The sequence below is a fragment of the Salipiger sp. D13 genome (assembly GCF_003703915.1).
Taxonomy (GTDB): Bacteria; Pseudomonadota; Alphaproteobacteria; order Rhodobacterales; family Rhodobacteraceae; genus Salipiger; species Salipiger profundus.
On sequence record NZ_ML112590.1, the window covers coordinates 556,873 to 582,345 of the forward strand.

Annotated in this window: 23 protein-coding genes; 11 read left to right on the forward strand and 12 right to left on the reverse strand. The window is 67.3% G+C overall.

The window, feature by feature from the left end; genetic code table 11:
* Positions 1–20: 20 nt before the first annotated feature.
* The 5 genes from D6860_RS02605 to D6860_RS02625 all read left to right on the forward strand — a co-directional run bounded on the left by D6860_RS02605 (position 21) and on the right by D6860_RS02625 (position 5,736).
* Positions 21–233, forward strand: a complete 213-nt coding sequence (locus tag D6860_RS02605) for a hypothetical protein (RefSeq protein WP_076624155.1) — start codon at positions 21–23, stop codon at positions 231–233.
* Between the two features lie 367 nt (positions 234–600).
* On the forward strand, positions 601–1,239 hold the full coding sequence (locus D6860_RS02610) for a glutathione S-transferase family protein (protein ID WP_017467370.1): 639 nt from the start codon (positions 601–603) through the stop codon (positions 1,237–1,239).
* 116 nt (positions 1,240–1,355) lie between these two features.
* Positions 1,356–2,567: an acetyl-CoA C-acetyltransferase gene (locus D6860_RS02615; protein WP_076625404.1), complete on the forward strand. Its 1,212-nt coding sequence runs from the start codon at positions 1,356–1,358 to the stop codon at positions 2,565–2,567.
* A 14-nt stretch (positions 2,568–2,581) separates the two neighbouring features.
* Positions 2,582–4,780 (forward strand): 3-hydroxyacyl-CoA dehydrogenase NAD-binding domain-containing protein, encoded by a 2,199-nt coding sequence (locus D6860_RS02620; protein ID WP_076624154.1) that lies wholly within the window; start codon positions 2,582–2,584, stop codon positions 4,778–4,780.
* Between the two features lie 314 nt (positions 4,781–5,094).
* Entirely contained in the window at positions 5,095–5,736 is a 642-nt protein-coding gene (locus D6860_RS02625; protein WP_076624153.1) for a PAQR family membrane homeostasis protein TrhA, read from the forward strand.
* Positions 5,737–5,892: 156 nt separating this feature from the next.
* Here D6860_RS02625 and D6860_RS02630 read toward each other — a convergent pair whose 3' ends face one another.
* On the reverse strand, positions 5,893–7,113 hold the full coding sequence (locus tag D6860_RS02630; protein ID WP_076624152.1) for an acyl-CoA dehydrogenase: 1,221 nt from the start codon (positions 7,111–7,113) through the stop codon (positions 5,893–5,895).
* Positions 7,114–7,243: 130 nt separating this feature from the next.
* Here D6860_RS02630 and D6860_RS02635 point away from each other — a divergent pair, with 130 nt between their 5' ends.
* The gene (locus D6860_RS02635; RefSeq protein ID WP_076624151.1) at positions 7,244–8,134 is read left to right on the forward strand and encodes a LysR substrate-binding domain-containing protein; all 891 of its coding nucleotides are present in this window, start codon (positions 7,244–7,246) and stop codon (positions 8,132–8,134) included.
* 6 nt (positions 8,135–8,140) lie between these two features.
* Here the strand turns inward: D6860_RS02635 and D6860_RS02640 are convergent, their stop codons facing one another.
* The 8 genes from D6860_RS02640 to D6860_RS02675 form a co-directional block, all read right to left on the reverse strand.
* Positions 8,141–9,163, reverse strand: a complete 1,023-nt coding sequence (locus D6860_RS02640) for a histone deacetylase family protein (protein ID WP_076624150.1) — start codon at positions 9,161–9,163, stop codon at positions 8,141–8,143.
* Positions 9,160–9,648, reverse strand: a complete 489-nt coding sequence (locus tag D6860_RS02645) for a GNAT family N-acetyltransferase (RefSeq protein WP_076624149.1) — start codon at positions 9,646–9,648, stop codon at positions 9,160–9,162. Before D6860_RS02645 ends, D6860_RS02640 begins: the two co-directional genes overlap by 4 nt.
* Positions 9,645–10,571 (reverse strand): 3,5-dioxohexanoate:acetyl-CoA acetone transferase, encoded by a 927-nt coding sequence (locus tag D6860_RS02650; RefSeq protein ID WP_076624148.1) that lies wholly within the window; start codon positions 10,569–10,571, stop codon positions 9,645–9,647. The genes D6860_RS02645 and D6860_RS02650 overlap by 4 nt, the downstream gene beginning before the upstream one ends.
* Positions 10,572–11,909 carry an aminotransferase family protein gene (locus tag D6860_RS02655; protein WP_076624147.1) on the reverse strand — a complete coding sequence of 446 codons (1,338 nt, stop codon included), beginning with the start codon at positions 11,907–11,909 and terminating at the stop codon, positions 10,572–10,574.
* Entirely contained in the window at positions 11,906–12,991 is a 1,086-nt protein-coding gene (locus tag D6860_RS02660) for an ABC transporter ATP-binding protein (RefSeq protein WP_076624146.1), read from the reverse strand. The genes D6860_RS02655 and D6860_RS02660 overlap by 4 nt, the downstream gene beginning before the upstream one ends.
* Before the next feature lie 69 nt (positions 12,992–13,060).
* Positions 13,061–14,197, reverse strand: coding sequence for an ABC transporter substrate-binding protein (locus D6860_RS02665; RefSeq protein ID WP_076625403.1), 1,137 nt, complete (start codon positions 14,195–14,197; stop codon positions 13,061–13,063).
* A 59-nt stretch (positions 14,198–14,256) separates the two neighbouring features.
* Positions 14,257–15,039 carry an ABC transporter permease gene (locus D6860_RS02670; RefSeq protein ID WP_076624145.1) on the reverse strand — a complete coding sequence of 261 codons (783 nt, stop codon included), beginning with the start codon at positions 15,037–15,039 and terminating at the stop codon, positions 14,257–14,259.
* Positions 15,039–15,905 (reverse strand): ABC transporter permease, encoded by an 867-nt coding sequence (locus D6860_RS02675; RefSeq protein WP_076624144.1) that lies wholly within the window; start codon positions 15,903–15,905, stop codon positions 15,039–15,041. Before D6860_RS02675 ends, D6860_RS02670 begins: the two co-directional genes overlap by 1 nt.
* Before the next feature lie 86 nt (positions 15,906–15,991).
* Between D6860_RS02675 and D6860_RS02680 the strand changes: the two genes are divergently transcribed.
* The 3 genes from D6860_RS02680 to D6860_RS02690 all read left to right on the forward strand — a co-directional run bounded on the left by D6860_RS02680 (position 15,992) and on the right by D6860_RS02690 (position 18,457).
* On the forward strand, positions 15,992–16,978 hold the full coding sequence (locus tag D6860_RS02680) for a LysR family transcriptional regulator (RefSeq protein WP_017468131.1): 987 nt from the start codon (positions 15,992–15,994) through the stop codon (positions 16,976–16,978).
* Positions 16,979–17,084: 106 nt separating this feature from the next.
* Complete coding sequence (locus D6860_RS02685) at positions 17,085–18,020, forward strand: SH3 domain-containing protein (RefSeq protein ID WP_157895880.1); 936 nt, start codon at positions 17,085–17,087, stop codon at positions 18,018–18,020.
* Positions 18,021–18,037: 17 nt separating this feature from the next.
* A complete protein-coding gene (locus D6860_RS02690; protein ID WP_017469002.1) occupies positions 18,038–18,457 on the forward strand; it encodes a hypothetical protein in 420 nt (139 codons plus the stop codon).
* A 105-nt stretch (positions 18,458–18,562) separates the two neighbouring features.
* On the opposite strand, the gene D6860_RS02695 is transcribed toward D6860_RS02690, so the two are convergent.
* The 3 genes from D6860_RS02695 to D6860_RS02705 all read right to left on the reverse strand — a co-directional run bounded on the left by D6860_RS02695 (position 18,563) and on the right by D6860_RS02705 (position 23,073).
* Positions 18,563–20,917: a TRAP transporter large permease gene (locus tag D6860_RS02695; protein WP_076624142.1), complete on the reverse strand. Its 2,355-nt coding sequence runs from the start codon at positions 20,915–20,917 to the stop codon at positions 18,563–18,565.
* Between the two features lie 14 nt (positions 20,918–20,931).
* Entirely contained in the window at positions 20,932–21,861 is a 930-nt protein-coding gene (locus D6860_RS02700; protein ID WP_017467187.1) for a TRAP transporter small permease subunit, read from the reverse strand.
* Between the two features lie 126 nt (positions 21,862–21,987).
* Positions 21,988–23,073, reverse strand: coding sequence for a TRAP transporter substrate-binding protein (locus tag D6860_RS02705; RefSeq protein WP_017467186.1), 1,086 nt, complete (start codon positions 23,071–23,073; stop codon positions 21,988–21,990).
* Positions 23,074–23,304: 231 nt separating this feature from the next.
* On the opposite strand from D6860_RS02705, the gene D6860_RS02710 reads away from it, so the two are divergent.
* Positions 23,305–24,726, forward strand: coding sequence for a cache domain-containing protein (locus D6860_RS02710; protein WP_076624141.1), 1,422 nt, complete (start codon positions 23,305–23,307; stop codon positions 24,724–24,726).
* A complete protein-coding gene (locus tag D6860_RS02715) occupies positions 24,723–25,367 on the forward strand; it encodes a response regulator transcription factor (protein ID WP_076624140.1) in 645 nt (214 codons plus the stop codon). Before D6860_RS02710 ends, D6860_RS02715 begins: the two co-directional genes overlap by 4 nt.
* The last annotated feature ends 106 nt before the right edge of the window (positions 25,368–25,473 follow it).

Sequence of the window (25,473 nt, forward strand, 5' to 3'; positions counted from 1 at the left end):
CCCTACGCCGGAGACATGCAATGCCGAAACGCTTTCGCCTGACCCGCCGCTTTTCCGTCGCGATGACCGAGGACGGCTATCGCGGGTTGCGTCGGTTCGCCGCCGCCGCCGGGCTCGACGAGGGCGAGGCGCTGTCATTTCTCTTCGAGAATTTCGACAGCGTGACCGATGACGAACTGCTCGGACACCGGCTGCGGCTGTTCAACGCCGAGCTGGAGGAGCGGAAACGGTGATCCGGAAGCGGAACCCCGCCTCCCTGCCCCATTGGCAGGAACCGGGGGTTTCACACCCCCGGACCCCCGTGAGGGTATTTGGAAAGAGAAGAAGGGACGAACCGCGTATCGAACCCGAAGAGATGAAGCGCTGGGTGGCAATCGGTCCACCCCGCCGTGCGACCCTGCGGTGGCAACGGCGGGGCTTCTCCTCTTGCGGTCATCGGCTCCTCAGCCTGTACCGCGGACACAGGATGGCCGTGTGAGATTAAAATGAAGTTACCCACGCTGCGGTCTTCTTCTCTTTTCAAATACCCTCGCGGGGGTGTGGGGGCGCGAAGCCCCCACTCCGATCCGCGCCGCCCCGCAACCAGCAAAGGACAACGCGATGACGATCAAGCTCTACTGCTTCGGCGAATCCGGCAATGCCTACAAGGCGGCGCTGCCGCTCGAGCTCTCCGGGCTGGACTGGGAGCCGGTAAAGGTCGACTTCTTCAATGGCGAGACCCGGACACCGGAATACCGCGCCTCGGTCAACGAGATGGGCGAGGCACCGGTCATGGTCGACGGCGACATCCGGCTCACCCAGTCCGGCGTCATCCAGTCCTACGTGACGGAGAAGTGCGGAAAGTTCGGCGGCACGACGCCGGAAGAGGCACGTGAGGTCATGCGCTGGGTGTTCTGGGACAACCACAAGCTCTCGAGCCAGGCCGGCATGACCCGCTTCCTCGCGAACTTCCTGTCCGAAGCGAAGCGGCCTGCCGAGGTGATCGCATTCATGCAGGGGCGCCTGAAGGCCGCGTACCAGGTGCTCGACGCGCATCTGGCGGGCCGGGAGTGGGTCGTCGGCGACGGCCCGACCAACGCCGATTTCTCCTGCTGCGGCTATCTCTTCTACCCGGAGCCCTTCGGCTTCACCCGCGCCGACTGGCCGGAAATCGACCGCTGGCTGTCGAACATCGAGGCGCTCGACGGCTGGAAACACCCCTACGACCTGATGCCGGGATCGCCCGCAGATCGGGTCTGAGCCCGACCGGGCGTTCAAAGCGCGCAAACAATGCACATTCTGACGGGCGGAGGAGACCGCCCGTCACAACCGAAAACGACATGACGCCCGCGTGCCGGGCGGACGAGGAGGAGCACATGACCGACGCCTATATCTACGACGCGCTGCGCACGCCGCGCGGCAAGGGCCGCAAGGACGGCGCACTGCACGAGGTGACCTCGCTGCGCCTCTCGGCGCTGACGCTGAACGCGCTCGCCGAGCGCAACGGCCTCGAGGGCCACGCGGTCGAAGACGTGATCTGGGGCAATGCCACCCAGGTCGCCGAACAGGGCGGCTGCCTCGCGCGCTCGGCCGTGCTGGCCTCGGACCTCGACCAGCGCATTCCGGGCCTGTCAATCAACCGCTTCTGCGCTTCCGGGATGGAGGCGGTGAACCTTGCCGCGAACCAGGTTCAGGGTGGCGCCGGCGAGGCCTATATCGCCGGCGGCGTCGAAATGATGGGACGCGTCGCCATGGGCAGCGACGGCGCGGCGATCGCGGTCGATCCGAGCCTTGCGATGAAGAGCTACTTCGTGCCACAGGGCATCTCGGCCGACATCATCGCCACCGAGTACGGCTTCAGCCGCGACGACGTGGACGCGCTCGCGATCGAATCCCAGAACCGCGCCGCCGCCGCCTGGGCGGACGGTCGCTTCTCGAAATCGGTGGTCCCGGTGCGCGACCAGAACGGTCTCGCGATTCTTGAACGGGACGAGGCCATGCGCCCCGGCACCGACATGCAGGCGCTCGGCGCACTGAAGCCGAGTTTCAAGGAGATGGGCGAGGTCATGCCCGGCTTCGACCAGCTCGCACTGATGAAATACCCGCATCTCGAGCGCATCGAGCACGTGCACCACGCGGGCAACAGCTCGGGCATCGTCGACGGCGCCGCCGGCGTGCTGATCGGCTCGAAGGCCTTTGGCGAGGGGCATGGTCTCAAGCCACGCGCCCGCATCCGTGCCACCGCCAAGATCGGCACCGATCCGACCATCATGCTGACCGGCCCTGTGCCGGTGACCGAAAAGATCCTGCGCGACAGCGGCATGGGCATCGGCGACATCGACCTTTTCGAAGTGAACGAGGCCTTCGCCTCGGTGGTGTTGCGCTTCATGCAGGCCTTCGACGTCGATCATTCCAGGGTCAATGTGAACGGCGGCGCCATCGCGCTGGGGCATCCGCTGGGCGCCACGGGCGCCATCATCATCGGCACGCTGCTCGACGAGCTCGAGCGCAGCGGCAAGGGCACAGGCCTTGCCACGCTCTGCGTCGCGTCCGGCATGGGCGCGGCCACGATCATCGAGCGCGTGTAAGGGGAGGCAAAGACATGACGCAGCATTTCACCATCGCCACCGACGCCGAGGGCGTCGCCACCATCACCTGGGACACGCCGGGCAAATCGATGAACGTGATGAGCATCGAGGGCTTCCACCAGCTCGACGGGCTGATCGACAACGCGCTCGCCGACGACGCGATCAAGGGCATCGTCATCACCAGCGGCAAGCCCGGCAGCTTCGCCGGCGGCATGGATCTCAACGTGATCGCAAAGATGCGCGACGATGGCGGTGACGATCCCGCCGCCGGCATCTTCGAGGGCATCATGTCCATCCACACCATCCTGCGAAAGATCGAACGCGCGGGCATGGACGAGCGCAACAAGGGCGGCAAGCCGATCGCCTGCGTCCTGCCCGGCACCGCGCTCGGCATCGGCTTCGAGATCCCGCTGGCCTGCCACCGGATCTTCGCGGCCGACAACCCGAAGGCCAAGATCGGCCTGCCCGAGATCATGGTCGGCATCTTCCCCGGCGCCGGCGGCACCACGCGGCTCAGCCGCAAGCTCGGCGCCATGGCGGCCTCGCCCTTCCTGCTCGAGGGCAAGCTCTCGGACCCGAAAAAGGCCAAGGCCGCCGGCCTGATCGACGAGGTCTGCGACGATCCGCTGGACGCTGCCAAGCAGTGGGTGCTCGCAGCCAAGGACGCCGACATCGTGAAACCCTGGGACGCCAAGGGCTGGAAGATGCCCGGCGGCGCGCCCTATCACCCGGCGGGTTTCATGACCTTCGTCGGCGCCAGCGCCATGGTCAACGGCAAGACCAAGGGGGTCTACCCGGCGGCCAAGGCCATGCTCAGCGCCGTCTACGAGGGCGCACTCGTGCCCTTCGACACCGCGCTCAAGATCGAGGCGCGCTGGTTCACCAACGTGTTGCTGAACCCCTCCTCCTCGGCGATGATCCGGTCGCTCTTCATCAACAAGGAAGCGCTCGAGAAGGGTGCGAACCGCCCCGAGGCTCCCGACCAGTCGGTGAAGAAGCTCGGCGTGCTCGGCGCCGGCATGATGGGCGCGGGCATCACCTTCGTCGCGGCGCAGGCCGGCATCGAGGTGGTGCTGCTCGACCAGTCGCGCGAGGCCGCCGAGAAGGGCAAGGGCTACACCGCGGACTACATGGACAAGGGCATTGCCCGCCGCAAGGCCACGCCCGAGAAGAAGGAGGCAGTGCTCTCGAAGATCACCGCCACCGACGATTACGCGCAGCTTGCCGGCTGCGACCTGATCGTCGAGGCGGTCTTCGAGGACCCGAAGGTCAAGGCCGGGGTCACGCAAGAGGTGCTCAAGCACGTGGGCCCGGACTGCATCTTCGCCACCAACACCTCGACCCTGCCGATCTCGGAACTGGCGAAAGCATCGGATACTCCGGAGCAGTTCATCGGGATCCACTTCTTCTCGCCGGTCGAGAAGATGATGCTGGTCGAGATCATCAAGGGCCGCGAGACCGGCGACCGGGCGGTGGCCAAGGCGCTCGATTTCGTGCGCCAGATCCGCAAGACGCCGATCGTGGTAAACGACGCGCGCTTCTTCTACGCCAACCGCTGCATCATCCCCTACATCAACGAGGGCATCCGCATGGTGGCCGAGGGCGTCTCGCCCGCGCTCATCGAGAACGCGGCGAAGCTCGTCGGCATGCCACTGGGCCCGCTGCAACTGGTCGACGAGACCTCGATCGACCTCGGCGTGAAGATCGCCAGGGCGACCCGCGCGGCGATGGGCGACGCCTATGCCGATGGCGCGGTGGATGAGGTGCTGTTCTGGCTCGCCGATGAGGGCCGGCTCGGGCGCAAGGCCGGCGCCGGCTTCTACGCCTACGACGAGAAGGGCAAGCGCAGCGGCCTCTGGGAGGGGCTCTCGGCGACATACCCGCTGTCCGAGACCCAGCCCGCGCTCACCGAGGTGCAGCATCGCCTGCTCTTCGCACAGGTGCTCGAGGCGGTGCGCGCGCTCGAGGAAGGCGTGCTCGAGGACATCCGCGAGGGCGACGTCGGCGCCATCCTCGGCTGGGGCTTCGCACCGTGGTCGGGCGGCCCGTTCAGCTGGCTCGACATGCTGGGCGCCGCCTATGCCGCCGAGCGCTGCGATGCCCTGAGCGAAACCTATGGCCCCCGCTTCGCCTGCCCGCAGCTCCTGCGCGACATGGCCGAAGACGGCGAGACGTTCTACGAGCGCTTCGCCTCCGACAAGGCCGCGGCCTGACATGCGACCGGCATCGCCCCGCCAGAACGGCCCGGGGCGATGCCTTCACCGGCCTGAAACCATTCACGGCTAGCGTCGAGCTAACGACGCGATTCCCCCAAGCCCGCATTGATAGCGTCGCTTGGAAAGGGCCGCCGAATGCAGATCGCTCATCAAATCGCTGTCACAAACCGGCGCCGCGCATCACGTCTCTGCGCAGGGGCTCGCCAGAACGGTCCCGCCGGCCTATGCTCAATGCCCCGCGTCGAAATGGCCGCGGACACACCGCCGACCGACCAGCGACAGGACAGCACCACGGACAGAAGACCATCGCCATGACCCGCCACATTCTCTCACATTCCCTTCCAGAGCATATCGCCGACGGCATCGTGCTCGTGCTGGGGGTCTGTTTCGCGGTGGGGGCGGTCTCGGCGCTCTTCGTCTGGGCCACGCTTGCCGCCGCGCCCGGCGCGGTCTGGCCCCTCGTGCCCTACGCGGCGGGACTGATCGGCAGCTTTTCCTTCTCGGCGGCCTACAACCTGACCCTTCACGCGCCGACGCGGGCGGTGCTGCGCCGCTTCGATCACGCGGCCATCTACCTGCTGATCTCGGGCACCTACACGCCGATGGCGCTGCTCGGCATCGGCGGCACCGCCGGCATCGCGCTCACCGCCGCCTCATGGACGATCTCCGCCATCGGCATCACGCTGAAGCTCACCTCGATCCACCGCTGGGCGCGGCTTGGCTTCGCGCTCTACCTCGCGCAGGGCTGGCTGGGCGGGCTCACCGCCTGGCCCTTCCTCACCAACCTCACGCCCGAGGCGCTGACCCTGCTGGTGGCCGGCGGCCTCGCCTACACGGTGGGCACGATCTTCCACCACTCGACGCGCATCCCCTACGCCCGCGCCATCTGGCACGGCCACGTGCTCGCCGCCGCGGTCAGCCACTACGCCGCGATCATCCTCGTCGCCCGCTGACCACGCGCCACGCCCCTGCTTCTTCTCTTTGACAAATACCCTCGGGGGTGAATGCGGCGCAGCCGCAGAGGGGGCAGCGCCCCCTGCGATCTCAACAAGGCCGAGGCCCTCCGGCAATCCGCCGGCCCGCACCAACAGCCCCGAGGAACGACGCCCTCAGAAAAACGCCTGGATGCCGGTCTGTGCCCGCCCGAGGATCAGCGCGTGCACGTCGTGCGTGCCCTCGTAGGTGTTCACCGTCTCGAGGTTCGCCGCGTGACGCATCACGCCGTATTCGATCTGGATGCCGTTGCCGCCGTGCATGTCGCGGGCCATCCGCGCGATGTCGAGTGCCTTGCCGCAGTTGTTGCGCTTGATGAGCGAGATCATCTCGGGAGCCGCCTGCGCGCCGTCCATGAGCCGCCCAACCCGCAGCGCCGCCTGCAGTCCCAGCGCGATCTCGGTCTGCATGTCGGCAAGCTTCTTCTGGAACAGCTGCGTCCCGGCGATCGGCTTGTCGAACTGCTTGCGATCGAGCCCGTATTGCCGCGCCTGCATCCAGCAGAACTCGGCCGCGCCCATCACGCCCCATGCGATGCCGTAGCGCGCGCGGTTGAGGCAGCCGAACGGCCCCTTGAGCCCCTCGACGTTCGGCAGCAGCGCATCCTCGCCGACCTCGACGTCATCCATGACGATCTCGCCGGTGATGCTCGCGCGCAGGCTCAGCTTGCCGCCGATCTTCGGCGCCGACAGCCCCTTCATGCCCTTCTCGAGCACGAAGCCGCGGATCTTGCCGCCATGCGCCTCGGACTTCGCCCAGACCACGAAGACATCCGCCAGCGGGCTGTTCGAGATCCACATCTTCGCACCCTTGAGCCGGTAGCCGCCCTCGGTCTTCACCGCGCGGGTCTTCATGCCCGCCGGGTCCGAGCCGGCGTCGGGCTCGGTCAGGCCGAAGCAGCCGATCCATTCGCCGCTCGCGAGTTTCGGCAGGTATTTCTGCCGCTGCGCCTCGGAGCCGTAGGCATAGATCGGATACATCACGAGGCTCGACTGCACCGACATCATCGAGCGGTAGCCACTGTCGACCCGCTCGATCTCGCGCGCGACAAGCCCGTAGCTCACGTAGCCCGCGCCGATGCCGCCATATTGCTCGGGCACCGTGACCCCCAGCAGCCCCTGCGCGCCCATCTCGGCGAAGATCTCCGGGTCGGTCTGCTCGTCCATGTAGGCGTGCTCGACCCGGGGCATGAGCTTGTCCTGCGCGAAGGCGCGGGCGCTCTCGGCGATCATGCGCTCGTCTTCCTCGAGCTGCGCGTCGAAGAGGAACGGATCCTCCCACGAGAAACCCGCGAGCGCGGGGTTGTCCTTGGGGCGAAGAGCGGGGGCGTCGGCCATCTGTCTCAATCCTTGTCTCGTCTCGGCCCGCACCCTACGCAAGATGCCCCGCACATGGAAACGAATTAATTTGCGCAAGGAATGAGGAAAACTCATAGCCTCAAGCGCTTCCCACCGCTAGAAAAGGTGCATGCGCAAAGCCTACATCCCCTCCGTGGCCGAGCTCGAGGCCTTCACCGCCTGCGCCCGGCGCGGCACCACGACGATGGCTGCCGAAAGCCTCGGGCTGACGCAGAGCGCGATCTCGCGTTCGCTCGCCTCGCTCGAGGACCGGCTGGGCGTTGCGCTCTTCAACCGCGTGCGCCAGCGGCTCGTGCTTTCGCCTGCGGGCCATGCCTTCCTTGACCGGGCCGAACATCTGCTCGCCGGGCTCGACGAGGCGGCAATGGGGGTCATGGCCTTCGGCGGGCGCGACGCCGTGCTGCGCATGGCGGTGCTGCCGAGCCTCGCGCGGATCTGGCTCATCCCGCGGCTCTCGGGCTTTGCGCGCGAGGCTCCCGAGATCAGCCTCGACCTCAGTGCGCGGCTGCTGCCGGTGGACTTCGGCCGCGAGCCGCTCGACCTTGCGATTATGCGCAGCGGGCATGACATGCCCGGTGTCACCTCGGAGCCGGTTCTGCCCGAGACGATGGTGATCGTCGCCGCGCCAGCGCTGCTGCGCGGCCGCGCGGCGCTGAGCGATGCCGAGCTTCTGGAGCTGCCGCTGCTGCAGCAATCCACCCGCCCGACGCTCTGGCTCGACTGGTTCCGGGGCTCCGAGACCGATCCCCGCCGCATCCTGCGCGGCGCGCGGCTCGATCATTTCGACATGATCGTCGACGCCGCCATCGCCGGACTCGGCGTGGGCATCGTACCCGAGATCGTCGCCCGGCCGGCGCTCGAGCGGGGCGCGCTGGCGCTGGCCGCGCCGCGCCGCTTCGAGACCGGCGAGCATTACGCGCTGATCCTGCCGGAGCGATCGCGGTCGAGCCCGCACGTCCAGCGCTTCCGAGACTGGCTGCTGCGCGAGATCGCCGGCTGACCGGGTTCAGCCCCCCGTCGCGCCGGTCAGCACGTGGGTCAGGTTGGCGCCGAGCGTCTCGCTGACGTAGCCGCCTTCCTGCAGGAAGAGCAGCTTGCGCCCGGTAGCGGCCAGCGCCGCGCCGATGCGGGTGAAGCCCTCCTGCGTGACCGCGAGCCCTTGGAACGGGTCGTCGATGGACGCATCGAGGCCCAGCGCCACAACGATCACGTCCGCCCCGAAGCTGTCGCAGCGCTCCAACGCCGTCGCCAGCGTGCCGAGGTAGTCGTCATCGCCGGTGCCGCGTGCAAGCGGCAGGTTGAGGTTCGTCCCCAGCCCCGCGCCCGCGCCGCGCTCCTGCGCATGGCCCCAGAAAAACGGGTAGAACCGCGCGGGATCGGCGTGGATCGACACCGTCAGCACGTCGCCCCGCTCGTAGAATATCCCCTGCGTGCCGTTGCCGTGGTGCACGTCGACATCGACGATGGCCGGGCGCAGGCCGGCTGCGCGCAGCCGTTCGGCGGCGATGCCGGCGTTGTTGAAGAAGCAGAAGCCGCCGGCGAGATCGGCAAAGGCGTGGTGCCCCGGCGGCCGCGAGAGCGCATAGGCCATGTCACCGCCCGCAAGCAGGTGGTCGGCCCCCGCGATGGCGCTCTGAGCCGACCAGTAGGCGGCTTCGAAGGTATGCTCGGCGATCGGACAGGCTGTATCCGCCTGGTGCCAGCCCGCCTGCCCCACCGCCGATTTCGGATAGCCGTCGGTGCGATTGGCGGGGTGGATGTTGGGAATGACCTCCGCGCCCGCGCCATCGATCCGCCGCCAGCGGGTATAGATGTTGCGCAGGAAGGTGATGTATTCGGCGGTGTGCAGCGCCGCGATGGGCCCGAGCCCCGCGTCGTCGGGCATCTCGAACCGGCAACCGGCGGCTTCGGCAGCGTCGGTCAGGATCTCGATCCGGCGCGGCTCTTCGGGGTTGGGCAGCAGCGTGCCGTTCGCCATGAAGTGCTGCGGCGCGTGCTTCCACTGCCGGGCGTCGAAGAATGCCTTCATGCCTTTTCTCCATGTGTTGCAAGATCCGCCGTCCGGGCCTCGTCCAGGAACATCTCGGTGTGCTGTGTGGCCGCGACGAAGCCCAGCCGGTCGTAGAAGCGCCGCGCGTCGGGGCTTGCATGGTAGACGTTGAGCTTCAGCGCCCGAGCGCCCCAGGTCTCGGCCGCATCCCGGGCGACCGCCGCCAGCAGCCGCGGCCCCAGCCGCTGGCCGCGCAGGTCCGGCGAGATCCATAGATCGGCGACGTAGGTCACCACCAGCCCCTTCGAGGTCGACATGGCAGGCGAGTAGAGCGCGACTCCTACGAGCCCCTCCGCCGTCTCCGCAAGGACCGCGCGAAACGCCGGATGGGCGCCGAAGCCCGCGCGCCGCAGGTCCTCGTCCGAGGCGCGGTGGGTGTCGCCGATGTCCGCCGAGAGCCGTGCCAGCGCGGCGTTGAGGGCGGGCACGTCGCCCGCCCCGGCCTGTCGGAATGTCACGCTCATATCGCCGTCCTGTCCGCGCCCTTGAGGCCCAGCATCGCGCGCGCCTCGTCGGGGGTGGCGGGCTCGCGTCCCAGCTCCTCGACGATGCGGCGGATCTTGGCGACCTGCTCGGCGTTGGATTTCGCCAGCGTCCCGCGCGCGATGGTCAGGCTGTCCTCGAGACCGACACGGACGTGCCCGCCCAGCGCCGCCGCCATGGTCGCGAGCGGCATCTGGTGACGCCCCGCCGCCAGCACCGAGAACTGGTAGCCATCGGGGAAGAGCTTGTCGGCAATGTGCTTCATGTGGACGAGGTTCTCCGGGTCCGGCCCGATGCCCCCCAGCACGCCGAAGACGAACTGCAGGAAGGGCGTGCCGGGCACCATGCCGCGATCCATGAAATGCCGCAGCATGTAGAGATGTCCGACGTCGTAGCATTCGAACTCGAACCGCGCGCCGCGTTTCTCGCCCATCTCGGTCAGCACATGCGCGATGTCGCGCGGCGTGTTCTTGAAGATGAGATCGTCCGAGCCTTCGAGGAACGGCTTTTCCCAGTCGTGCATCCAGGTGTCGATGCGCTGCGCCAGCGGGTAGAGCGCGAAGTTCATGCTGCCCATGTTGAGCGAGCACATCTCGGGCTCCGCCGCCTTGGGCCCGGCGAGCCGCTCGTCGAGCGTCATCACGGCGCTGCCTCCGGTGGTGAGGTTGAGCACCGCGTCGCTCGCCTGTTTCAGGCGCGGCAGGAAGGCGTCGTAATGCTCGGGCGCGGCCGAGGGCCGGCCGGTGTCGGGATCGCGCGCATGCAGGTGCAGGATCGCGGCGCCCGCCTCGGCCGCCGCCAGCCCCTGCTCGACGATCTCGTCGGCGGTGACCGGCAGGTAGGGCGACATCGAGGGCGTGTGGATCGAGCCCGTCAGCGCGCAGGTGATGAGGATCTTGGACATTCAGTGGACCTTGTCGAGTGCCGGAAGCTCGGCGCGGAACTGCGCGAGCGACAGGTCGAGCCCCTCGACGATCTCGTCGAGATGGGCATCGGTGACGATGAGCGGCGGACAGACGAGGATATGGTCGCCCTCCACCCCGTCGCGGGTCCGGCGCGAGTAGACGATGAGACCGTTCTCGTAGGCGATCTGCACGAAACGGTCGAAGGCACGCAGCTCCTTCGGCAGCGGCGCCTTGGTCACCGGGTCGGACATGAACTCGAAGGCGGTGAGCAGCCCCTTGCCGCGCACGTCCCCGATGATCTCATGCTTCTGCGCAAGCGCGTGCAGCCGCGCCTTGAGCTTCTCGCCCATGATGGCGGCGTTCCCGACCAGCCCCTGCCGGTCGATCTCGTCGAGCACGGCGGCACCGGCGGCACAGGCCAGCGGGTTGCCGGCATAGGTGAAGCCATGCGCGAAGCCGCCCTGGTCGAGCACCGGCCCGACGAGCCAGTCGGGCGCCACGATGCCACCGAGCGGCGCGTAGCCGGCGGCGAAGCCCTTGGACATCACCACGATGTCGGGCCGGGTGTTCCAGTGCTCGCAGCCGAGGAACGCGCCGGTGCGCCCGGCGCCGGTCATCACCTCGTCCATGATGAGAAGCACGCCATGGCGGTCGCAAATCTCGCGGATGCGGGCCATGTAGCCCTCCGGCGGCACCAGCGCCCCGGTCGAGGCCCCGCCCACCGGCTCGAGCACGAAGGCCAGCACGCTCTCGGGGCCCTCGCGCAGGATCTGCGCCTCGAGCATGTCGGCATAATGGTGTCCGGTGGCGGGGTCGTCGGGGTCGAGGCCATCAAGATAGGCTCGCGGCGCGGGCACCTTGGGCATCTCGCGCATCATCGGCGCGAAGGGCTCTGTGAGGCTGCGGTAGCCGGTCACCGCCAGCGCGCCCAGCGTGCATCCGTGGTAGGACGGGCTGCGCGAGATCACCTTCCAGCGGCTCCCCTGCCCGATGGCCACGGCATATTGCCGGGCGAGCTTCATGGCGCTTTCGATCGCCTCCGAGCCGCCGGAGACGAAGAACACCTTCGACAGCCCCTCGGGCATCTTCTCGACGGTCTTGGCCGCAAGCCGCTCCGAGGCCTCGGTCTCGAAGTGCAGACGGTAGCCGAAGGTGGCGCGGTCCATCTGCTCGCGCATCGCCGCCAGCACGCGCGGGTTGGAATGGCCGATGTTGCAGACCATCGCCCCCGACGAGCCGTCGAGGTAGCGTCGGCCGTCGGTGTCCCACATGTAGACGCCGCGCGCCTGGTCGAGCACGGGCTTGCGACCGTGCCCCTGGTAGAAAAGGTGGCTCATTCCGCCTCCCCGGGCAGCGCGGAGCAGTCCTTCGGACGAAAGCCGATCTCGACCTGCGCGCCTTCTTCGAATGGTTTCTCGTCGATCATGTTGAGCGCCTGCAGCTGGCGGTCGCCGAGCCGCAGGAAGTAGCGCACCGTCTGGCCCTGGTAGTCGACGGTCTCGACCGTGGCCGGCGCGGTGATCATTTCGGGGGGCGCGCTGCCGGGGGACAGCACCTGCAGCTTCTCGGCGCGCAGGACCAGCGTGGCAGGCCCCGCCCCGTCGAGCCGCTGCGCCTTGGCGGCGGGGATCGCGACCGGACCAAAGGGCGCGACATCGAGCGTCGTGCCCTCGGCGCCGGTCGACGTGCAGCGCGCGGGCAGCATGTTCGACGCCCCGAGGAAGTTCGCCACGAAGGCGCTTGCAGGGTTGTTGTAGACCTCGTCGGGGCTGCCCATCTGCTCGACCCGACCCGCGCTCATCACGACGATCTTGTCGGACATCGCCAGCGCCTCGGACTGGTCGTGGGTGACGAAGACGGTGGTGACGCCGATCTTGTCCTGGATCCGTTTCAACTCCACGCGCATGTCCTCGCGCAGGTTGGCGTCGAGCGCCGAGAGCGGCTCGTCGAGCAGCAGCACGTCGGGTTCGATGACGATCGCACGGGCCAGCGCGATGCGCTGCTGCTGGCCGCCCGACAGCGCCTTGGGGTAGCGTTCGCCCACATGCGGGAGCTGCACGAGATCCAGCGCGGCCTGCACGCGGCCGGCGATCTCGGAACTTGGAATGTCGCGGTATTTCAGACCGAAGGCGACGTTCTCGGCCACGGTCTTGTGCGGAAAGAGCGCGTAGTTCTGGAACACGATCCCGAGGTTGCGCTTGTGGATCGGCACGTTGTTGACCGCGCGCCCGCCGATGAGGATCTCGCCCTTGGTCGGATCGAGCAGCCCGGCGATCATGCGCAGGTTCGTGGTCTTGCCGCAGCCCGAGGGGCCGAGCAACGTGACAAAGGCGCCCTCGGGGATCTCGAGGTTGGTTTCATGCACCGCCGTGAACTTGTGGAAGCGCTTCACGACGTTGCGCAGGGTGACGGAGCTCATGTGTGTGTCCTTGCTCGGGCGTCGGGCTCAGCCGCCCCGGATCAGGCCCGGGGCGGCTGGCGGCTGGCCTCAGTAGCCCTTCTGGACCCGGCCGAAGGTCTTGGACCATTCCGCCTCGTGGCCGTTCCAGTACTCGGGATCGGCGAAGGTCAGCCCTTCGAGCGTGCCGTTCGGATCGAAGGCCGGCAGCGTCGGGATCTTCTCGCCGAGATCGACCTTGTTGGGGTCGAGCGCCGGCGGGTAGTTCTGCCCCTCGGCCACGGCGATCGACGTTTCGGGCGCCAGCATGAAGTTCAGCAGCTCCTCGCAGGCCTCCATCGGCGAGCCCTTGAGCACGAAGAGACACTCCTGCCAGCCGTAGCCGTTCGGCGGATCGTAGTAGCCGATGTCGTGGCCCTGCTCCTGCAGCGCGTAGATCCGGCCCGACCAGCCCTCGGTGACGTAGACCTCTTCCTCGGCCAGCAGCGACATCAGCTCGGCGCCCGAGGTCCAGTATTTCAGCGCGAGATCGCGGTGGGCGCGGATGGCATCCCACACGGCGTCCATGTCCTCGGCCCCGTTCGGGTCCTGCCCGGTCTGCAGCGAGGCGAACCAGATCCGCGTGCGCCAGTCGCCCCAGCCCGAGATCTTGCCCTTGTAGGCCTCGTCGATGAGGATCTTCGCACCCTTCTCCTTCATCTCGTCGTCCGAGATGTGCTTGCGGTTGTAGGCAAGCCCGGTGGTGCCGTAATCGTAGGGCACGCAGGACAGCGCCCCGCCCGACACCTTGCGGAACACGTCGACCAGCTTGGGGATCACGTATTGCAGGTTGGGGATGTTGTCCTCGTTGAGCTCGGACGACAGCCCGAGGTTGTGATAGCGCGCGTAGTCGAAGACGCCGGACAGGTGGGCGATGTTGTATTCGCCCGGCTGGCTCGCCTTGACCCGGCTGAGATACTCATCGCCACCGCCGAAGGTGCCGTCGACGACCTCGATGCCGGTCTTCTTGGTGTAGGGGTCGAAGGCATGCTTGCGGAACGCCTCCGACACGACGCCGCCCCAGCCGTCGAAACGCACCTGGCTCACGTCCTGCGCTAAGGCGCGGTAGGGCGTGACAAGACCGTAGGCCGCGCCCGCGGCCCCCATCAGGCCGAGGAACGTGCGCCGGTCGACGTCGCCGTTCATGTAGCGCTCGCGCAGGCGCTCGTAGCGGGTGGTGTTGTCCATCTTCTTCATCGTCTTCTCACTCCTTGTCGGAACACTCTGTCGGAATAATCCGGGCGATCTCAGCCGCCCTTCTTGGAAAGCTGCCTTGCGATGCCGGCGCCCAGCAGCGGCAGGCCGACGGTCATCACGATCATCACGGTGCCGAGCGCGTTGATCTCGGGGCTGATCGAGTTGCGCAGCATGGCGAAGATCTGGGTGGGCACCGTCTCGACCCCGCCCGGCTTCCAGAACAGCGTGCCGGTGATGTCGTCGAAGCTGATGGTGAAGGCGAAGAGCCCGCCCGCCAGCACCGCCGGCAGCATCAGCGGCAGGGTGATCTGGAAGAACGTCTGCCGCGGGCTCGCGCCGAGGCTCATGGCGGCCTCCTCGACGTCGCGGCGGATCGACACCAGCCGCGCCTGCACCACGAGGATCACGAAGGGCAGCGTGAAGATCACGTGACCGAAGAGCAGCAGGCCGAAGCTCTTGTTGACGCCCAGCACGTTGAGGAACAGCAGCAGCGCCACCGCGAGCACCACCTCGGGCACGAGGATCGGCGCGATCAGCAGGGTCGAGACCATGTTGGCCCCCGGCACCCGGTAGCGCACCAGCGCGAGGCTCGCGAGCACGCCCAGCGTGGTCGAGATCAGCGCCGTCAGCAGCCCGAGGATCACGGACGTGCGGAACGCCCGCAGGATCGCGTCGTTCTGCGCCAGTTCCACGAACCAGCGGAACGAGAAGCCGGTCATCGGGAAGCTGCCGAACTGCGACGCGTTGAAGCTGAGCAGCACCACCACCGCGACGGGCAGGAACATGAACAGGTAGACGAGGATCGCGTAGCCGCGAATGAAAAACCAGCCCATCAGCCCAGCCCCTTCATCAGTTGCGCCATGCCGAGATAGCGGTTGTAGATGCCCACAAGGATGCCCAGCACCACCAGCAGCATCAGCGACAGCGCCGAGCCCAGCGGCCAGTTGAGCTGGGTGATGATCGCCTCGAACACGAGGTTGGCGAACATCGCGTCGGTCGGTCCGCCGAGCACCAGCGGCGTGATGTAGGTGCCCGCCCCCAGCACGAAGCACAGCAGTCCGCCCGCCGCGAGACCGGGCAGTGACAGCGGCAGCGTCACCTGCAGGAAGCTCTGCCATTTCGTCGCGCCCAGCGAGTTGGCCGCGTCCTCGAGCGTCACGTCGATGCCGTCGAGGCTGACGAAGATGTTGAGGATCATGAACGGCAGCAGGAAGTGCACGAGGCCGAGGATCACCGTCGTCTCGTTGTAGAGCATCTGGACCGGCTCCGAGATCAGCCCACTCCACAGCAGAACCGAGTTCAGCGCGCCGGAGACCCCGAGGATGTTGATCCAACTCATCGTGCGTATGATGTAGCTGATCCAGAACGGCAGCATGAGCAGCAGCAGCAGCATCGCCTTGTTGCCGCGCGAACGGGCGATGAAATACGCCGAGGGGTAGCCCATCAGGGCGCAGACCAGCGTCGTGATGCCGGCGATCTTCAGCGTGTTCAGCAGGATGTCGCGGTAGAAGCGGTCGGTCAGAGCCTCGCGCCAGTTGTCGAGGTAGAAGCCGGCCTGATCCGCGCCGGTCGCCGTGCGCAGCCAGAAACTGTAGACCACGATGAAGCAGAGCGGCACGATCAGCAGCAGCGTGACCGCCGCCAACGCGGGTGAAAGCAGGATCCAGGGCTGACGTGCCTCGCGGGCCTCGACCGACATATGCGATTCCTCGAACGATTTTCTGTGGACGATGCTTCGGCTCGGGGGCACATTGATCAAATAGATAATCGGAATGTTCGATATAGATGAGACAAATACAGCCCGATCCCTACGATCCTGAGCGCATCGCCCGCGAGCTAGACTGGAACCTGCTGCGCACCTTCGTCGTGCTGGCCGAATCCCGGTCGGTGACCGAGGCCGCGGCACGGCTGCGGCTCAAGCAGCCCTCGGTCTCTTCCGCCTTGAAAAGACTGGAAGATCGCGTCGGGCGGAAGCTCATCTACCGGCAACCGGGGCGCTACGATCTGACCGAGGCGGGCCAGCTGCTCTACCGCGAGGCGGTCGAGATCAACGGCTCGATCCTGCGGCTCTCGACGCTGCTGCGCGAGATGACCGACGAGGTGCGGGGCCATGTGAAGCTTGCCGTGGCCAGTCACGTGGTCTGCCCATTCTTTGATCGCGTCCTGGCCGAGTTCCACGCCGCCCATCCCGGCGCGAGCCTGTCGATCGACGTGCATTCGAGCGCGCAGGCGCTGGCCGAGGTCTCGGCCAAGCGGGCCTCCTTCGCGATCTGCCTTGTCCGGGCACGCAATCCGCGGCTGGAATACAGCCGCCTCTATCGCGAGTTCTTCGGCCTGTTCTGCGGACCCTACCATCCCCTCTTCGGACGCGAGGGGCTCACGCCGGACGATCTCGACGGCATGCCCACGGTCAGCTTCGACACCGACCGGCTCGAGGACGTGCTGAAACCGGTGGCCCTGATGCGCGCGCAATCGAGGCTCGGCATGCGGATCAACGGCACCTCGAGCAATCTCGAAGAGGTGCGCCGGATGATCATCGCCGGACTCGGGATCGGCCCGCTGCCGGTCCATGTGGCGCAGCGCGATGTGGCCGACGGGCTGCTCTGGCAGGTGCCGCCCTTCTCCGAGCTTCCGGCGATCGACGTGCATCTCGTGTGGAACCCGCAGGCGGTGCTGAACCGGGCCGAGATGATCCTGCTGCAGATGATCCGCGACGCCATCGCGGCCACGCCCATCGAAGAGCGCACCTATCTTCCCGGCCCCGGCGGTTGACCGCGCGCGGAACGGACGGCCGGTGATTTCCGTTGCGCCATGAAGGCGGGCGGCGCGATACTCGTGGCATGTCGCCCGCCCCTCGGCATCACGGAGACCCATGGCCATGAAACCGCTTCTCGCCGCGCCGCTGCTGGCGCTTCTCGCCCTGCCCTCCCTGCCGGCCCCGGTTGCGGCCAAGACCGCCGTGCAGTCCCGCGACGGCATGATGGCGGCCTGCGCCGACACCGCCCGCCGTTACTACCGGCAGGACCGGGCACGCACGCAGATGCACTACGACCATCGCGACCGCGACGGGCTGCACCACGTGAAGGGCCGGATCTTTCTCGCGACCCGCACCGAGGAGTTCGCCTGCGCCTTCGAGCCGAGCGGCGCGCGGATGACGAGCTTCTTCACGGACGGCAAGCCTCGCCCCGGCGCGCTGCCGGGCCAGGGAAAGCGCCCGGCTGCGCAGGCTCCGGAGTTCCACGTCGGCGAAACGGTCGAGATCCGCGGAGCCCCGCGCAACGATATGCTGCCGCTGCACGACCGCCCCTCGAGCCGGGGGCGCGTGCTCGGCGGACTCTCGGACGGCGACCGCGTCCGCATCCTGCGCTGCAACCGTGAGAGCGGCACGCCGTGGTGCCAGGTTCGCGTGGGCAACGCCCAACGCGGCGACGGCTGGGTCGAGGCGCGCTACCTCTCACGCCCGGGACACGGCGCAACCGCACCGTCGCAGCGCCCGCAGGCCGGGGCAACGCACAGCGAGCGCGTGACCTTCGAACCGGGCGCCAGCAGCACCGTGCTGGAAAACCGGCTGGCCGCCGGCGCCGCGATCCGCTTCCTGGTCTCGGCGCGGAAGGGCCAGCAGCTCGACCTGCGGCTCGAGGGCAAGGGGCTCGGCTACCGTGTCATCGGTCCCGGCCAGACCCCGCCAAAGCGCCTCTCACCGTCGAGCGAAGCCTACCACGGCCGCCTCGCGCGGTCCGGAGACCAGGTGATCGAGGTGGTCAACCCTGGACGCGAGCGGCGGAAATTCCGCCTCGTGCTGAGGATCGAATGACGCGAAGGACCGGCCTATTGCCATCGAACCGCCGCCACGCGCCGAGGCGTCTTCCGGGGCTCGCCGCGCCCATGCTTGCCGCGCTGGCGCTTGCCGGCTGCGAACGCCTGCCGCTGCTCGCCTTCCTGCAGCCCGCGACGGATGCGAGCGAGTCCGAAACCATGCCGCCCGCTCGGGACCGCCTGCCCTGCGGCGCAACGCCAGCGCAGACGCTCTCCTGTCCCTACAGAGTGATGCGCAGCGACGATGGCCGCACGGTCGTTCTCGTGGCCATCCCCGGCGGGCCGCAGCGCATTCTCGAATTCCGGAACGGGGCGCTCGTGTCGTCGGATGCGCCGTCTGTGCTCGAGACCGCGCGCGAGGGGGACGGTCTCCGTGTCACCGTCGGCGGCGCGGAACACTACCTGATCGCCGACGAGATCCTGCGCGGCGGCTGAGGCCCCGATTGGCGGACAGACCGAGACCGGAACCAGCCTTGCCCGAAACGAAAAAAGGAGCGGCCCGAAGGCCGCTCCTTTCGGTTTCGCAGGCTCCGTCCCCGATCAGTTCGGGATCAGGTCCGGAATGATGGTCACGATGCCCGGTGCGAACCAGAGCAGCGCCAGACCCGCCACCTGGATCAGCACGAAGGGCAGCACCCCGCGGTAGATGTGCCCCGTGGTGACCGATGCCGGTGCAACCCCGCGCAGGTAGAACAGCGCGAAGCCGAACGGCGGTGTCAGGAACGAGGTCTGCAGGTTCACCGCGATCATGATGGTCACCCACTTCGGATCGAACGAGCCGCCGTAGATCACCGGCCCCACGATCGGCACCACGATGTAGATGATCTCGAGGAAGTCGAGCACGAAGCCGAGGATGAAGAGCACCAGCATGACGATCAGGAAGACCTTGTGCTCGTCGTCGAAGCTCTTGAGGAACTGCTGGATGTAGTGCTCGCCCCCGAAGGAGATCACCACGAGGTTCAGCAGCTGCGAGGCCACGAGGATGGTGAACACCATCGACGTCACCTTCGCCGTCTCGCGCACGGCAGGCCCGAGAACCCCCTGCTTGAGCAGCACCCAGCAGGCGAAGAACAGGCCGAACAGCGCGTAGAGATAGGCCGCCTGCGCCACGAGGAAGGCGATCCAGCTTTCGGCGCTGACCTCCTCGGCGTTGACCCGAAGATCGAAGTTCGTCCCCACGAGGATCATGATGATCACCGCGAAGGTCGAGTAGAGGATGATCTTCGGCGAACGGTCCAGCTCTCCGAGCTTGCGGTAGGCAGCGAGCATGATCGCGCCGGCCGCGCCCAGTGCCGCGGCGGGCGTCGGGTTGGTGATGCCGCCGAGGATCGAGCCCAGCACCGCGACGATCAGCACCAGCGGCGGAAAGACCACGCGGATGAGCTCGTTCTGCGACAGGCGCTGCGCGGCATGCTTGGCACCCCACAGGGTGATGAGCCATGGCACCGCCATCAGCACCACGGTCAGCCCCGACGAGCTCTGCGGGCCGAGGAACAGCGCGTCGACGATGAGCCCCAGCACGATGCCGCCCGCGCCCACGAGCAGCGGCAGCGGCTCGGACGAGGGTGACACCGCCCTGCCCCAGGCCAGCACGATGCCGAACAGCACCGACAGGATCGCGATACCGGTGCCGATCGGCGCGGCGGCGTCGATCTTGGCGGCATAGCGCTCGGCGATCTGCTCCTGCGTGAGGCGCTCGCTCTGCTCGATGCCGCCGGCCTCGTCGATGGCCGCCTGCTCGGCAACCGCCTCGTCCCAGGCGGACTGGCCGTGCAGGTCGATCATCGCCGCCTGGCACTCCTCGCTCACGCTGGTGCGCAGGCTGGCGGTCTGGCCGGCCTCGGAGAAGCTCGACACGGTCAGCGACTGCGAGCCGACGACGTTGATCTGCGACAGGCCGATGGTGGCCACGATGATCAGCAGCGGCACGCCGAGATACCAGGTGAAGGCCTCGCCGCGGGTGACCGGCTCGCCAAGGCCCGCCTCGCCCCGCACCGGCGGTGCCTTGGACGGGTTGAACATCGCGAAGCCGAAGGCATAGGCCGCGTAGAGGCCCGCCAGCAGGATGCCCGGCAGCAGCGCCGCCTGGAACAGGGTGCCGACCGAGACCACCGCCGGCTCGCCGAGGTAGGTCAGCGCGTCGGTGCAGCCCAGCGACTGCGCGCGGGCCTCCTGCGCGGTCGAGTAGAGATCGCCCGCGAGCGTGCCCAGCAGCACGATCACGATCGACGGCGGGATGATCTGCCCCAGCGTCCCCGAGGCCGCGATCACGCCCGTCGCGAGTTCCGGCGAGTAGTTGTTGCGCAGCATCGTGGGCAGCGCCAGCAGGCCCATGGTCACCACGGTCGCGCCGACGATCCCGGTCGAGGCAGCAAGGAACGCGCCCACGACGACGATCGACACCGCAAGACCGCCGGGCAGCGGTCCGAACACCCGCGCCATGGTCTTGAGAAGGTCGTCGGCGATCTTGGAGCGCTCCAGCACGATGCCCATCATCACGAACATCAGCACGGCGAGCAGCGTCTCGATGCTCTGGCCCGCGATGACCCGCTCGTTGATGCGGTTCACGATGAACGAAACGTTGCGGTCGAGCGCCGTTTCCCAGCCGCGGTCGAAGACCGGCTGCGCGTAGCGCGGCAGGTCCGGGTAGCGGAAGATGGATATGACATCTTCCTTCACCCCGCTCGCGACGAGGTCGCGATAGGCCTGCGAGCCGGTGTCGATGGCTTGATGAACGAGCAGCCCCGCGCTGTCGAGCGCGGCGATGATGCCGAAGGAGATGACCCCGGCGCCGCCGATGGCGAAGGCCACCGGGAAGCCCGAGAGAATGGCGGAAAAGAGCGTGAGAAAGACGATGATCAGGCCGATCTCGACGCCATCGAGTCCGAATAGCATTTAGGGTGTCCCTCTCAGAATTCCGCGTGATCGTAGGCTTCTTCACCAGCCTCGATACGGTCGTGATCGTGGTATTTGCCCTCGCTCTCGGGGCCTTCCTTCCACTCGAGATACGAGCGCCAGAAGAAGGTCACGCCCTGCAGGAAGATGAAGCCGCACATCAGCACGATCAGGATCTTGAACAGGAAGTAGGCCGAGAAGCCGTTGGGGCTGAAGCCGATGGTCTCGACGTTCCAGCGCAGCGCGCGGGACTTCATCAGCAGCCGGTCGAGCCCTTCCGAGGCCGACGGCTTGGGCACGATGAGATGCCGCCACAGGAAGAACCACGAGTAGAGCCAGATGAGCGTGGCCATCGGCAGCATGAAGAACAGGCTTCCGAACATGTCGATCATCTTCTTTGTGCGGTATTTCACCGGCGAGTAGATGAGGTCGACGCGGACGTGCCCGCCCTGCACGAAGGTGTAGGCAAGGCAGAGCGTCACGACGATGGCGTTGTAGAGCTTGAGCTCCTCGCTCCACCAGCTGACGTCGAAGGTGGCCGGGACGCCGAAGCCGAAGGACAGGTCGGGCCGCGCGAAGATGCGCTGCACGAAGATGATGACGACCTGCTGCAGCACCATGACGAGGCCCGCCCAGGCGGCGATACGGCCGACGGTGTTGTGGAACGCCTCGAGCCCGCGCACCATGCCCCACATGATGCGGTGGCGCCACATCCCGAGGGCGGTGAGCACCAGGAAGGTCGTCAGCACGACGTAGAACAGTTCCGGCGACGCGCCGTAGTACACGAAGCGCATGACCGCTTCCTTGTCCGACCAGTTCAGCCAGCTCGACGGATGCGTCAGGGCGTAGCCGAGATTCCAGAAGGACATGAGGATATTGCCGAAGAACAGGACCAGCGCGTCAAGGATCGCTCCGAACGCGCCGCCCGAGGCCGTCTCTTCCATGACCTGAGCCCCCCGATTGTCTTTGTTGTGTGATGCCGCCCGGCGGTCGCGGGTCGCCGGGCCGGCATGGTCAAAGCAGGAACGCCCCCGCGGCTCGCGGGGGCGCCTGATGCGAATGCTTGCGGATCAGAGACCCATGACGCGGTTACGCTGCGCCGAGAACGAGCCTTCCGAGCGGCTGATCCACTTCGCCGAGGACCGCAGGGACTCGTTGAAGCTCTCGTAGCACTTGGCGTAGATCTCGTCGTCCATGGGCTCTTCCATGACTTCCTTGGCCGCGGCGCCGAAGGCATCCCAGACGCTGTCGGGGAATTCCATCAGCTTCACGCCGCCGGACTGCAGACGCTGCAGCGCGGCCGAGTTGTTCGCCATGAACAGCGACATGGTCCACAGGTTCGACGCGCGCGCCACCTGCTCGACGATCTTCTGATGGCCCGGCGACAGGCTCTCGAAGACCTCGAGGTTCATGGTGAGGTTCAGGTTCGGACCCGGCTCGTGGAAACCGGCGGTGTAGTAGATCTTGGTGATCTCCTGGAAACCGGCCTTCTCGTCGGCCCAGGGACCGATCCACTCGGTGCCGTCGATCGCGCCAGAGCTGAGCGCCTGGTAGACTTCCGCGCCCGGCAGGTTCTGGACGCTCGCGCCCAGCTTGCCCAGCACCTGGCCGCCCTGGCCCGGCATCCGGAACTTGAGGCCCTGGAAGTCCTCGGGCGAGTTGATCTCCTTCGAGAACCAGCCGCCGGACTGCGGGCCGGTGTTGCCGGCCGGGAACGCCTTCATGCCGAAGATCGAATACAGTTCGTCGCCGAGCTCCTGGCCGCCGTCGTGGTAGAACCAGTTGGCGTATTCCATGAAGTTCATGCCGAACGGCACCTGGCTGAAGAACGACAGCGCCGGGTGCTGGCCGAGGAAGTAGTAATCGACACCGTGGTACATGTCGGCTTGGCCGGCCGAAACGGCATCGAATACCTCGAAGGCGCCCACGAGCTCGCCCGCGGCCTTCAGCTCGACCGTGAGGTCGCCGTCGGTGGCGGCGGTGATCTGGTCGGCGCAGTACTGCGCGCTGTCATGCACACCGGCAAGGCCGCGGCCCCAGGTGGTGACGAGTGTCAGCGTGCGCTTGCCCTGCGCGTAGGCCGGCGCGGCGAGCGCGGACGCGGCAGCAGCAGCGCCACCCGCGGTGGTGGCCCTCAGAAAGGAACGACGATCCATGTATATCCTCCCATGGTACTGTTGCGCGTGGCCGCTCCTTCGGCCCGCGCGGATCGTGAAGTGGGCTCACACTAGATTGTGACCGTTTGTCGGGGAATACCCATTGCTACGGAGGTGGGCAGCAATCTTGCGTCAAAGCCCCGCATTTCAGAGATTTTCGAACGCGCTTCCGTTGGGGAAGTCCGACGTTTCGTGGTTTGATCAGATCCGAATCAGCGACTATCCGGAGCCATGCCCACGATTCTCGACCGCCTGCGCCTGAGCTACGGACAGAAACTGTTTCTGCTCGCTTCGGTGCCGCTGATCCTCGCGGCGGCCGCCATCGCGGTCGTTGTCTCGTGGCAGGCCCGCGCCATGTCCGAGCGCGAGATCCGCGCGCTCGAGACCCAGCTCATCGAGACCAAGAAGGACGAGTTGCGCAACTACGTGACGCAGGCGCGCAACGGCTTCTACTTCATCTACGGCAGCGCGGCTCCCGACGACGTGGCGGCGAAGACCCGGGTCGCACAGATCCTCGCGGCAATGATCTACGGCGAGGACGGCTCGTTCTTCGTCTACGACTACGACGGCAACAACCTCGTCTCGCCGCGCCGCACCGAGATGATCGGCCGCAACTGGTCGGGGCTCACGGACAGCGAGGGCACGCCGATCACCGACCGGCTCATCGAGATCGCGCGGCAGGGCTCGGGCTACCACAGCTATCTCTGGCCGAAGCCCTCGACCGGGGAAGAGGCGCGGATGATCACCTTCGTGCTCGGTTTCCAGGACTGGCAGTGGGCGGTCGGCACCGGGGTGTGGATCGACGACATCGTCGAACAGGTGGCCGCCGCCCAGGCCGGGGTGCAGCAGCAGGTGCGGCGCACCTTCCTCTATATCGGCGGCATCACCCTGATGGCGCTGCTGATGGTGTTCTTCTCGGGCCTGATGATGAACCTGCGCGAGCGGCGGCTGGCGGATGCCAAGCTCAAGGAACTCACCCAGCGGGTGTTCGACGCGCAGGAGGAAGAGCGCGGCCGCGTCGCACGTGAACTGCACGACGGCATCAGCCAGATCCTCGTCGGGGTGAAATACGCGCTCGACGTGGCCCGTCGCCGGCTCTCGACCGGCGACGCCCGGGCCGGGGACGCGCTCGAGCGGGGACAGGAGAACCTGTCGGGCGCGATCCAGGAGGTGCGGCGCATCAGCCGCGACCTGCGGCCGGGAATGCTCGACGATCTCGGCCTCGGCCCGGCGCTCAAGGCGCTCGCCGACGACTTCAGCACCCGCACCGGCATAGAGACCAACTTCGAGACCGTGGTCTTCCGCAACCGGCTCGACCGCGAGGGGCGTATCGCGCTCTACCGCATCGCGCAGGAAGCGCTGACCAACATCGAGCGCCATTCCGGCGCCAGCCGGGTCGAGATGGACCTCCGGGGGCACCGCCGAGGCGCGACGCTGCGCATTTCCGACAACGGCACCGGCATCGACCCCGACACGCCGAAGGGCCGGCCCGGCATCGGCCTGCGCAACATGCAGGAACGGATGGACCAGCTCGGCGGCACCCTTCGCGTCTTGTCCTCGCGCGCCGGCACGGCTATCGAGGCGCAGATCCCCCTGACACACCTGCTGCCGCCTGAAGAGGGCAGTTCGCAACCCCCGAGGGCAAGCGCATGACCCGTCCGACCCGTGTTGCCATCGTCGATGACCACCCCCTCGTGGCCGAGGGGATCGAGGCCATTCTCGACAGCTACGACGACATCGAGATCGCCGCGACACTGTCGGACGGCCAGCAGATGATCGACCGGCTCGAGGCCCTGGCACCGGACGTGATCCTCATGGACCTCAACATGCCCGGGCTGAACGGGCTGTCGGCGACCGAGATGATCCTCGAACAGCGCCCCGAGACCCGCATCCTCGTGCTGTCGATGCACGACACGCCCGAATACGTCTCGACCGCGCTCGACCACGGGGCGATGGGCTACGTGCTGAAGGACGTGCCCAGCGACGAGGTGAAACGCGCGATCGACGCGGTGATGGCGGGCGAGCGCTACCTCTGCACCGGTGCCGAGGGCGCGCTTAAGCCGGTGATGTCCGGGGGGCGTGAACAGCTTACCAACCGCGAACAGACGGTGCTGCTGCAACTCGCGCAGGGGAAGTCGAACAAGGCGGTGGCGCAGGCGCTCGACATCTCGGTGCGCACGGTCGAGACGCATCGCAAGAACATCAAGCGCAAGCTGGGGATCAGTTCGACCGCCGGTCTCACGCGCTACGCGCTGGAACACGGCGTGCTGCAGGGCACCGGCGTCAACGGCTGAGGCCCTTCGCGCGCGGTGGCGTGCAGACGGTCTGTCGGGCAGAGCCCCGGCTGCATTCGCTCAAAACGCATCGCCTGATGCGCGGGACGCGTCGGTGGTCGGGCCG